Source organism: Nocardioides sp. CPCC 206348, assembly GCF_048654705.1.
In the GTDB taxonomy this organism is placed as follows: domain Bacteria; phylum Actinomycetota; class Actinomycetes; order Propionibacteriales; family Nocardioidaceae; genus Nocardioides.
Window position 1 is genome coordinate 65,032 of record NZ_JBMCZA010000065.1, and the last position, 10,258, is coordinate 75,289.

Annotated in this window: 9 protein-coding genes; 3 read left to right on the plus strand and 6 right to left on the minus strand. The window is 62.5% G+C overall.

The window, feature by feature from the left end; genetic code table 11:
* Positions 1–151: 151 nt before the first annotated feature.
* The 4 genes from ACOADB_RS02735 to ACOADB_RS02750 all read right to left on the minus strand — a co-directional run bounded on the left by ACOADB_RS02735 (position 152) and on the right by ACOADB_RS02750 (position 4,318).
* Positions 152–376, minus strand: coding sequence for a hypothetical protein (locus tag ACOADB_RS02735; RefSeq protein WP_378596380.1), 225 nt, complete (start codon positions 374–376; stop codon positions 152–154).
* 1,004 nt (positions 377–1,380) lie between these two features.
* Positions 1,381–1,821, minus strand: coding sequence for a hypothetical protein (locus ACOADB_RS02740; RefSeq protein ID WP_378596381.1), 441 nt, complete (start codon positions 1,819–1,821; stop codon positions 1,381–1,383).
* Positions 1,818–2,321 carry a hypothetical protein gene (locus tag ACOADB_RS02745; RefSeq protein WP_378596382.1) on the minus strand — a complete coding sequence of 168 codons (504 nt, stop codon included), beginning with the start codon at positions 2,319–2,321 and terminating at the stop codon, positions 1,818–1,820. The genes ACOADB_RS02740 and ACOADB_RS02745 overlap by 4 nt, the downstream gene beginning before the upstream one ends.
* A 1,361-nt stretch (positions 2,322–3,682) precedes the next feature.
* Positions 3,683–4,318 (minus strand): helix-turn-helix transcriptional regulator, encoded by a 636-nt coding sequence (locus ACOADB_RS02750; RefSeq protein WP_378596383.1) that lies wholly within the window; start codon positions 4,316–4,318, stop codon positions 3,683–3,685.
* A gap of 400 nt (positions 4,319–4,718) precedes the next feature.
* Between ACOADB_RS02750 and ACOADB_RS02755 the strand changes: the two genes are divergently transcribed.
* Together ACOADB_RS02755 and ACOADB_RS02760 are read left to right on the plus strand one after the other, a co-directional pair.
* Complete coding sequence (locus ACOADB_RS02755; RefSeq protein WP_378596384.1) at positions 4,719–5,171, plus strand: hypothetical protein; 453 nt, start codon at positions 4,719–4,721, stop codon at positions 5,169–5,171.
* Between the two features lie 498 nt (positions 5,172–5,669).
* The gene (locus ACOADB_RS02760; protein ID WP_378596385.1) at positions 5,670–6,641 is read left to right on the plus strand and encodes a hypothetical protein; all 972 of its coding nucleotides are present in this window, start codon (positions 5,670–5,672) and stop codon (positions 6,639–6,641) included.
* 659 nt (positions 6,642–7,300) lie between these two features.
* Here ACOADB_RS02760 and ACOADB_RS02765 read toward each other — a convergent pair.
* Complete coding sequence (locus ACOADB_RS02765; RefSeq protein ID WP_378596386.1) at positions 7,301–8,143, minus strand: hypothetical protein; 843 nt, start codon at positions 8,141–8,143, stop codon at positions 7,301–7,303.
* Positions 8,140–8,715: an RNA polymerase sigma factor gene (locus ACOADB_RS02770; protein ID WP_378596387.1), complete on the minus strand. Its 576-nt coding sequence runs from the start codon at positions 8,713–8,715 to the stop codon at positions 8,140–8,142. The genes ACOADB_RS02765 and ACOADB_RS02770 overlap by 4 nt, the downstream gene beginning before the upstream one ends.
* Before the next feature lie 291 nt (positions 8,716–9,006).
* Between ACOADB_RS02770 and ACOADB_RS02775 the strand changes: the two genes are divergently transcribed.
* Entirely contained in the window at positions 9,007–10,059 is a 1,053-nt protein-coding gene (locus ACOADB_RS02775) for a DUF3103 family protein (RefSeq protein ID WP_378596388.1), read from the plus strand.
* Positions 10,060–10,258: the final 199 nt, after the last annotated feature.

Consider the following 10,258-nt stretch of genomic DNA (forward strand, 5'->3'; position numbering starts at 1 on the left):
CGTGAGCCGACATCGAAGACTGGCGCACCATCCAGCCTGAGGCTTTGACTGTGAACGGAGCCGCGAGCACGCTTCCGCCGGATCGCCTCGGGGTGATGTCCACAGGGATGCCCGGAAGGTTTCGATGCCATTGGATTCCCGCCTGGCGAATTCAATCGCCACGGTTGCGCTGTAGTTGCTCGTCACGCTGAGTCGGGCCGAGGCCGACCAGCACGGCTGCGAGCTTCAGCATGCGATCGACTACCTCGAGCGCGTACTTGCGCCGCTCCTCGCCCAGCGCGAGGGCTAGGGTCGAGATTAGGAAGACGGCAACAACAAGGAGCGCCGACGGCAGCGCTCCGGCGATGACACGCATGACTGAGACGAAGGTGCCCACCTCTAGCCACCCCGTCCGGTAACGGGGACGCCTGGGCCTCCCGATTGTGACGACATTGCTGCTCCTCTCAGAGCATTGGCGCAGGCTGAACTAAGGCCTCATAGACATCCGGTCAGTGTGCCTTCGAAGCTTTGATTGCAACTTCCAAGTAATCTGTTTGATTCGCCGCATGAGTGTCACAAGGACCCTCTGTTACGCGAATCGCCCCGAACGATGTGTTCGGGGCGAAATAGGGAGAAATCTCAGCAAATGCGGCTCGCAGGAGGGCATGCCTGTGGCGGAAGTTTGACTCACTTAAGAGTCTGCCTACTCACTTCGCGAGTGAATGAGCTAACGATTTGCCGACTGCAATATGTGAGGCGTCTAGGAAATTCCTTGTATCAGTGACCTCGCACCTACTACGAGTTCCATCAAGATACTCCCGGGCGCGAAGGACAACAACAATTTGGTGCGTGTCTCGGGGTCACTTCGAGGAGGTCGCTGCGGAGCCGGGCTAACCCCGATGGGGCGACTCCCGACGGGCTGACAGATTTGTAGCAAAGCATTGCTGCATCGGCACGCCGCTGGCTGACTCTGTCAACCGCAACTTGCCAGCGTGAGCGGGCGCACCACCGTGGACACGCAACGGATGGGGACAGCGATGCCGGGCTCGAGGCGGTGAGCTATCGACGTAGTGCAGGAACGAAAATGGTCGGGTCCAACGACAGGGCATGAGCGGCGCAACGACGCATGGGCCGACAAGTCGGCATCCTGCAACAGCGATTCGTTTGAGTGGCCAATCGCCTTGCCGCGGCCACGCGACCGGAGGAGCGTCACGCGCACCTCCGGCTTTGTGCCCCGCAGGTCAGTTGGTCCCCGTCACTTTCACTACGCTGTCGAACAACAAGGCACGCCGCTGCAGCGTCCCGCGGACCTCCCGCTGGGAGACGCGGCATGACAGTCGGAAGACCGCACCTGGGTAGACACGGCGACCTGTCGGCCACGCTTGAAGTACCTCTGCTGTGCTACTCAGCCTCGTCAGCGCCGTTGTTTCCGAGCGGCATCTCGTCCTCAGGCGGCTCGTTGCCCTTGTCTGGGTCTCCAGGCGGGACTGTCTCGCCGCCGGTGACCGCTGAGGCCTCTTCGCGGACAGCCTTGAGGCTGTCGGCCGGTTCTGACTTGAGCGCATCCACTCCCGACCTCGGGAGATAGATCGCGGACATCCAACCGTCAGATGTCACGCACTCACGACAGAGACGCTCGGCCTGGGTCTCATCGACCTTACTCTTGGTCAGCGTCTTCATCGATCGATTGACTTTGTCGTCGAATCGACGGTCCAAAGCGAAAACGGGGTAGTCGCGTCCGCTCCAGACACCCTTGAGCGCGGTCGGTCCCTTGAAGACCAGGTCATCGAGGTGCATGTCGCCGGTGCTCTCGCGCTTGGCAAGGAGGAGCGCCCACGTCACCTCGACCGTAAGCGTGAAGTACCGCGGGCTGCACTGGCTGGCGATACGGAACCCGGTGTCAATGCTTGGACCGAAGTAGTCAAAGAGGTACCGGTGTGGCTTCGCCGCCCCTTCAACGCGTCGTCGTTGAGCAGCACGGGGTGGAGGTCCGAGATCTCTTTCGTCGGGTCTCTCGGAACCGTCGACTCGCTGTCCGGTCCAGGGAAGGTCGCGATGAACGCGCTGCCCTTCACCCCCATGTTGATGTTCTTCGTCGCCATTTGATCTTCGTACTGCGCCATCGCTGCGAGCCAGATACGAACCGCGCTGTAGACATCACACTCATGCGTCACGACCACGGAGAAGATCAGCTCGTCACCGATCGGCTTCCACAGGTCGAAAGTGACGGTCGCGTCGTGTTCCTTGGCGATGTCTCCGACAACTTGGGGAAACTGGCGATAGAACGCGAGAAACGCTGCCTGCCAGCCCGCGTTCGCTTGCTTGTAGCTGGTCGAGTTCACAAGGTCGCAGGAGAGAAAGAGTTGTGACCGACCGTCCTTACTCAAGTCTCAAAGCCAAGGACTTGGCAGCGCACATCTGCCGCAGCCGGCGAGACCTCGAAGTGAAGCGCGAGAGCCCGCACGATCGCGGGAGTTGGCGCATGCCCTCGTTGAACGCGGCTGGGCTCGAAGGCAGGGCCAAAATACCTTCGGTTCGTCTACCAGGGTAGCAAGGGGAAAGTCACACTGTATGCCAACAGCAGGGATCTCATCGCGCGCGAAAACGAGTTGTACGCGGCGACGTTGCCGGGCGCCAAGTCGACGGCGAGCGGTGTGCGATTCGACTACATCGCGGACTTCGAAGCAGCTATCGACGCCGCGGTCTCATTCGAGGGATTGGCTCTTGTGTCCTCGGAGGGCGACGTGTCTCCGCACGAGTGAGGGCCGTGTGTGAAGCCGTTGCTGGAGGAGGGGTTCTGGTGGGGCGTGAGGGCCTGATCCGCCACCTCGTTCTCGCGATGCTGGGCGCCGTCTTGCTGTTCATCGCCTCGGGGTTGTTGCACTGGGGCCCCGTCTTGGACTTTGAGGGATGGGTGTGGATTGGGGTTGCTTGTGCCGGCGGCAGTGCTAGGTGTGGTGGGGGGGACTCCTCGACGGCGCGATCACTGCCTCGTCGGGGGCGGGAGCCGCTGGCTGGGTGTTCGCTGTCGTGCTCGACTTCGCGGTTCTCGCGCCACTGTGGTGGATCGCTGTATTCATACTTGGACTGTCGGGCCAGATTGATGGACAGAGTTCCGACCCGGCCACTGTCATGGTGCCGATCGTGGGTTGGTTGGTCGGCCTTGCGGTGCTGCACGTCGTGGCTGGCCGGTTCCGGCGCCACTTGCGAGCGTCGCAGGCTTCGCCACGGTCGGAGCCAAGCTCCGCCGTGGTCAACGACCAGTAGCTAGAACAGAGCGCACGCTCCCCGTCGAGCCGTGCTTTCGGAGGCACAGACTGATATCCGCGCAGTACTCGAACCGCACTCGAGGGCCTGCACTACACCCCTTCTCACACCATTGGGGAGTAACCGGGCTCCCACAAAACGTCAGTGGGTCTGGGACGCCGTCTAGCCAGTCCGGTCGATTGTAGGAGCGGGTGACGCGCACACCATCGATCAAGTTGGACTAGTCATGAAGGCAGCCGTGAGAGCCATGACCGCGACTTGAAGTAGTCAACGACGCACACAGCGGCTGATGCTCATCCTCAAGCGAGGCAAGTCAGCCCGGCGGGCAAACACCCGCCGCGAACTCCTCCTTGCGGGAAACCTGACTCTCCCGGGACTAGATCGACCAAGAACCAGAGGGGTGGACCTCGAGCAACAGCGCGGTTCCCCCAATGCCCTAGTTAGCGCGCAGGGTCCTTCGTGTGGTTGCGTAACCGCGAACTTCGCTCTCGATCCAGACTGGCGTGGCGCGCAGCCTCTGGATCGGTGGAGGGAAATCATCGCGCTGGGTCAGTTGCAGCGCGCGCTGCTTGGAGACCCCCAGGATTGCTGCAAGTTCGCGAAGACCAACCAAAACCGGGCTGCCGAACTCTTCTGAGTATTGCTGCCGGCAGAGTTTGAGCGAGTTAAGTGGGGAGTCTGGGAGGTTCAGCACCGCGAGCACTTCTCGTGCGGTCGTGAGGGCGTCTTCCTGTGCTGTGACCAAGTCTGGGCCGATAACCCCGAAAACAACCTTGATGGCGTTAGGCCCTTGGGCCATGACCGGTCCACGGCCCTGGAACATTTTTGCAACGAGATCGTGCATTGTCGGGTGGATCCGATAGTTCGGATGGTCCTGGAGGGAAACCTCGACGATTGCGGTTAGTGGGAACTCGGCTTCGCTGTCCCGCTCCGTGGCCACATCTCCACGGCGCGCCGAACTTGCCATCGGGAAGGTCTGAACTGAGGGCATTGGCAGCGGCGCGTCAAGTGCCAGTGTTACCGCGATGGTCGGCGACGTACTAGTGGCGGCAAGGTCGAGTAGGTCAGTCATGGGTCTGCCCTTCGCTCTGGATTGGTGCGGAGCTGGGCGCCTTGGTGAGGTGGGCGCATAGTTGCATCGGGTCTCGTCAGCCGAGCGCTCGCCGTCGTCGCCCGCGCATGCAGGTGGTCGCAACGGTGCGGGCGACGGATCCAGGCATTCTCACCCGCAAAAGAATGCTTGATTGCGTTTGACATTGTCAATCCCTGTCGCCGTTGGAGCGGTCGTGTTGCAGATGTGAAAATTGTACGCCAAAGGGGTTGATGACACGCGGAGTTACGTCAATTGTCGAAACCTCCTCGTCGTCGCGACTAGGTTGGCGATCGACTTTGGTTGCCCATCGTCAAGGGGCTGGTCTACCGTTGGGCCAGTCGGCCTTGGCAGACAGGGCCCGTGGCAAGGGAGTCCCGCGATGAGCGACGACGACTACCGCAACGAGGAGCCCTGGTTCCTCTCCGACGACGAGGTCACCACCCGGGTCCGCCTGATCATGGCGTTCGCGATTCGGAACACCTGGGAGTGGAAGGTCAAGCCGCACGGCATCCTCCTCCGCCATCCTGAAACAAACCTGCAGAGCTTCCTCTCGGCGTCATCGATCGTCGCGAACTCCTGGCGGGTGCTTGAGTCGACGCTATGGCTCTTCTGGGAAGAAGCAACCGCCAACGAGAAGACCCCAAGCCAGGAACGGCCCAGGGCGACGAAAGCGAAGGGCAACGCAGAGTCGACGCCCGACTCGGCTCCTACGATCCGCATTGGCAGTGTCCAAGAGATCGATTGGCACCTTGAGTTCGCGCGGGTCGCCTACAACTCGAACAGCTGGATGTACAACTCAAACGGACGGAACATCGCTGGGTCGAGCGGCTGACCCCACCGGCTCCACATGCTCCCGGGCCGATCGGAGTTGGCGGCATGCCACCGAAAGCCGTGCGTGTACAACCAACGAATATCCGGTGGTGAAGGTCTCAACTCGATTCCGGCGATCTTCTCGGGAGCGATCAGCCATGCGCTCGAAGGCAGTGCCCTTGCTGTCCACCTTGGCGAGCAGCCAACCTGCCGTCGCACACCAGTTGAACACCCTGCTCGACGACGCGCAGGCTTTCAAATCCAGCAAGTCATGACCGTGATGCCTACCGACACGAGTTTGAAAAGTTCGCGGGACGGGTCAATGGTGGCGACCTGACCTACGTCAGAACGCACGCCGGATGGACCTATGCCGCGTTCGTACTGGACGTCTACTCGCGGATGATCGTGGGCTGGCAGGTGTCCACGTCGCTGCGTGCCCGCAACGCCAATAGGGGTCCCACGGTCTGCCGGTGTGATCCCTAAGGTGAGAGCACAATCAGCGCCCAAGGGAGACCTTTGAATGCCTGGATACCGGAAGCTGCCTGAGTACCTCAGGTCGGAGGTCGCGTCCTGCACGTCGGACAGCCTCTTCATCGGGACCTTCAAGACCGTGATGTTCTCAACCGTCGCTGCCGGCGGGTACGCCCACCTGGGTCTGGAGGCGAGCGGAGACCAGATCGTCGCATCCGGAGCCGTTCTGCCGGAAGCTTCACGAGGCCGATGGTCCAAGCTCAACCTCATTGGTCGGGTGGTTGTTCGCAAGGACCTGCCGAAGATCACGAAGGACTTCGGCGGTTGGTACACGCCGAACTTCGGCGACCCAAGTAAGGGCGAGCACTATGTCTCGATCACACGGGAGGTCTATCAGAAGCAGACGCAGCACGGCCTGCAGATGCCGCTGCTGGTCGACGCGCAGGTCCAAGCGGATGGGAAGGTGAAGATCGGAGTGCGGGTGAACCGCGCCTTCTCGAGGAACGACACCGACTCTCCTGACCTTCATCTGGCGGCGTCCCTCGTCCGCGAAAACCTTGGCGAAGCGCACGCGATCGCGTCCGACCTTTCGGTAGACGACTGGTTGCAAGACCAGATCGTCGGATGGGAACTGCTCCCGGTCGGAGAGGGATGTCCCATGGTGACCGTCGATGAGATCGTCGAGAGGGTTGGAGGAGGACTCCGACCCGACAAAGCTGCGGTGCTACGCGAACGTCTCGACGCGATGACCGCATTTGGGCCGACTGCCGTAATCGTCGGGCGGGAAGGCTTCAGGCGCTACGTGGGGTACCAGTTCAAGGCTGATCTAGTCGTCCTGGAGAACTTCGACTACGGGAACGCGGTGTACGTGCTCTATTCCGGTTGGGAGACGGACAGCAGCAGGCCCCGGCTCGAACTCATCGCGGACCCTGACGCCAATTTCGACCGCGTGATACATCGCCGTGGTTGGCAGGGCAAGGTGGAGCATCTGCTTCGGCTGCATGGCCACGCAGTCTCCTGAACCGGAAGTTCGCTTGACGTAACCCGGGCTCTCGCGGAGGGTTCGCGGTCCGCCATCCTCCGTCGTCCCTGCATGGCAGAGTGTGCGCATGTTGGCCTTGGCGATTGTTGCTTCTCGTGACCTCAGCGCTGGCGTTGCCGTTCACCGGGTGGGCTGCGCGAGCGACAGCACGGCAGGCGAAAGCGGCGCGCGATCAGACCCAGATTCAGCTGGAGCAAGTTGCTGCTGCGGGAGAGCAGACTGCGCTACAACGCGACCTCGCTCGCGAGGCGGCTCAGCCCTACGTGTGGGCTGATATTCAGCCCGACATGCAACAAGGGACCGTGCTCAACGTTGCTGTGGGCAACAGCGGACCAACTATGGCGCGCAACATAAGAGTGCATCTCGAGCCCTTGTTGCCCGTAACAAGGGCAACAAGGACAGGATCGCTAGCGTCCAGAGCACGCTGAATCGGGCTGCGCTCGCTTGCGCCGGGGCGAGTCATACGGTGGAGCCTGGGACCTCTTGAACCCAAGCGTGCACATCGCGCCGCAACCTACAGGGCGAATTGGTGAGGTGTTTGGCACGGTCCGCGACACCACTCCGACTTGTGAGCATCACGACGACCGGCTGCGCAGTAGTCAGCCGGTCGTCGTGATGCGTGCGGAGGGAGCCGGCGTTTACGGACGGCCGCCCACCTCGTGCCTGGTGCCGTCTGTGAGGGTCACGGTGTAGGTCCAGCCCTTTCCGTTGTCGGGGTTGTCGCCACTGACCTCGCCTCCCGGCCACCAGGCGGCGTATCGCCCGTCAACGAGCGACGCTTCGACGGCGGGACCGGACGGTGGGTGCACGGTGACGGCGGTGACATCGCTGCCGGCGTAGCCGACCACAAGGGAGTACCAGTTGTCAGTGTTGGAGAACGGCACGCGGCTGTCGCTTGAAACCGTGGATTCCGTAGCTTCGGCCTCGTAGATGCCGTCACGTGGGAGCGTGGGTGCCTTCGGCCGCTCCGGGTCGTAGCTTCCGGTGAATCCGTCGGCGCGGATCTCCTCGCCTACAATCATGCTGTCAGGCATCAAGCAGTACCCCTCACCGCGTCCCTCGATCAGGATGTAGGTCCATTCGCCGCGTTGTTCGGCGATGACCACACGCGCGTCGTCAGCATCCAGGTCGATATTCGCGAGGCACGCCTCCATGGCCGCTTGCTCGTTCGAGGGCGAGAGGGGGCTCGGCGCCGCTGTCCATGAGGCGAACGCGGACTGTCCACCGAGCAGCGTCGGCACGGCAACCGCCACGACAGTTGCGGCCGCGACGAGTCCCGCCGAGACCAGTGCTCGGACCGGGCGTCGACGTGACCGAGGGATGGGTGCGTGCCAGTCGGAATCGGAGCGAGGCGTTGCCACAATTCGGGCGAGAGTGGCGCTGGCGCGTTCGCGCTCATTCTCAGTCAGGGTGGTAGCTGCTGCAGGATCGAGGTCGCGCAAAGCGGCGACAGTTCGCTGGAAGGACGAGTTCTTGGTCATCGGGGGCTCCTCTCGGAAGCAACGCTGGAAGGTGTGCGGCCGTCGGTGGGGCTGGAATCGGCGATGAGACCGTTGAGGGACCGCCTGGCACGAGACAGCCGGAGGCGGAAGGCGGTCGGTGAGATACCCAGTACTACGGCCGCCTCGGGACCGGAGAGCCCGTCAAGGGCCGCCAGGGCCAGAGCTTCCTGGTGCACGGCGTTCAATCGCGGCCAGACTGCGGCGATGTCGAGCCGTTCGGCTACCAAGTCCGGGGGCAGGCCGGCGTCGACGACGCCGCGCGGCAAGCTTGCAAGATGCGCCGCGACGGCATCCTGCCGGCCCTCTCGCCTGCGCGTGTTCTGGAGCGTCTTGCGGGCCACTCCGAACAACCATGCACGTGCTGCCGGGAGCTCGACGGGCACGTCGTCTAAGCGGCGCCAGGCCACGAGCATCACATCGCCAACGACGTCTTCCGCGTGCGTCGCGTGGACCCGGCGTCGCACAAAGCGAAGAAGGTCGAGATAGGCGGCGTCGTAGAGCTCCCGAAAGCGCTGTTCACTGTCGGGCGCCGCCTCGTCGGTGGGGTTCATAACCTGTTCCTGTCCGGCACCAGCCGATGTGTGTCGCGCGTTTCCAAAGAACTTCAGCCAGTTTCGCTTGCCCCGGCTGCGTTCGTCCCACGGTCTGAAACTGCCTGCTGTAGCCAGGAGGCCCTTCCCGAACCGCAGATGCAAGGGGGGTCACGCGACTCGAGCAACTGCGGCAAGCACCGACACTAGTGGTGGCAAACGCAGACATTAAATAGTTGTCAGAAACCATGCGCCGCTGCTCGGACGGCCCCTAGGGTCGGTTACCCACCCCCGTTCAGGAAGGCGTGACCTATGAAAAAGCTTCTTCGTGCACCCAGCAGGCGACCTGGCGCAGCCCTAGCCGTCATCGGTCTGGTGTTGGCGGGCACCGCTGCGGTGAGCCAAAGTACGGCGAGCGCGGCGCCCAGCGGGCCGACGGATGCCGAGATCGACTCCTCCCTGGACTACTTGGCCAAGAAGCTGGCGACCGCCACGGCTAGCGCTGATCTCCGATCGACGATTCACAAGGCCGTCGCGAAGCGCTTCGACGGCGATGAGGAAGCTCTCTGGAGTTCGCTCGCTTCTGACCCGTCCTTCTCGGCCAAGGTCGCCGGACGAGACAAGAGCAGCGCGGTAACCTCGCGTGCCGGGGAGTTGCCTCGCCTCCAGATCGCGGTCCCGTCGAACTTCGACTCTTGGGACCCCGACAAGTTCGCGCCCCTCGTCGCTTACCTTCCTCAGAGCGTCGACGATAACGACCTCAAGACGATCCGTGCTTACGACGCGGCTGGCAACGTCGTTGAACTCGATGCGCATGTCGAGCCGAGTCAACCCGTCATCGTTCTCGGGTTGAACGAGCGCACCGACGAAACAGGCAAGGTACTTGAGTCCTTCGCAGAGTCGTCGAAGTCGTCACCTGCCGCGGAGTTGGAGTTGTCCAGCGACACCACGATGGCGGCGGCTGCGGCGGTGTACTCGGTCGATATGCGTGTAGTCGAGCTGATTAAGGACAACGAGCCCTGGGCGGCTGGGTCCGCGGAAATCGCACTGAAGGCTCGGAGCAAGGGCTGCAGTGGCACCGAATACATCACGTACGACTGGACGAACCTGGACCACGATGGTGACGTTTGGGCTCCCGGGCCTCCGAGAAACCTCGGAACGACGAGTTGCGCCGTTGCGTTCGCTTGGTGGGAGGACGACGGCGGCGCCAGCAACTTCCAGCTCTATGTCGGGGATTTCAAGATGGGGGTGTCGATGGACAACGGCGACGACATGATCGGGACGAAACTGGTGGGCCACGCGACCTTCCAGGGCAGCAGCATGGAGGAGCATGACTTCGACGATCTGGAGTTCTGGGTCGAGTAGTTCGGGCCGGTGACGGCATGATCGAGCTGTGGGTGTGCCCAGAGCTCGTTGTCGGACCGTAGGACTGCAACCAAGAGGGTGGGCTGGCCGTCGCCGGCCCACCCCGAGTCTCTACTTTGGGTGGACGTCCGTTGACCGTCGGTGTGCGCGACCAGCATGGACGGCTAGGACGTGTCTCCTAAGTCGCGAGCCAGATGGT

What these genes read in the sequence shown, in the direction of transcription:
- ACOADB_RS02770 (WP_378596387.1), bottom strand. Translation starts at nt 8,715, where the DNA reads ATGAACCCCACCGACGAGGCGGCGCCCGACAGTGAACAGCGCTTTCGG.
- ACOADB_RS02775 (WP_378596388.1), top strand. Translation starts at nt 9,007, where the DNA reads ATGAAAAAGCTTCTTCGTGCACCCAGCAGGCGACCTGGCGCAGCCCTA.
- ACOADB_RS02755 (WP_378596384.1), top strand. Translation starts at nt 4,719, where the DNA reads ATGAGCGACGACGACTACCGCAACGAGGAGCCCTGGTTCCTCTCCGAC.
- ACOADB_RS02765 (WP_378596386.1), bottom strand. Translation starts at nt 8,143, where the DNA reads ATGACCAAGAACTCGTCCTTCCAGCGAACTGTCGCCGCTTTGCGCGAC.
- ACOADB_RS02750 (WP_378596383.1), bottom strand. Translation starts at nt 4,318, where the DNA reads ATGACTGACCTACTCGACCTTGCCGCCACTAGTACGTCGCCGACCATC.
- ACOADB_RS02760 (WP_378596385.1), top strand. Translation starts at nt 5,670, where the DNA reads ATGCCTGGATACCGGAAGCTGCCTGAGTACCTCAGGTCGGAGGTCGCG.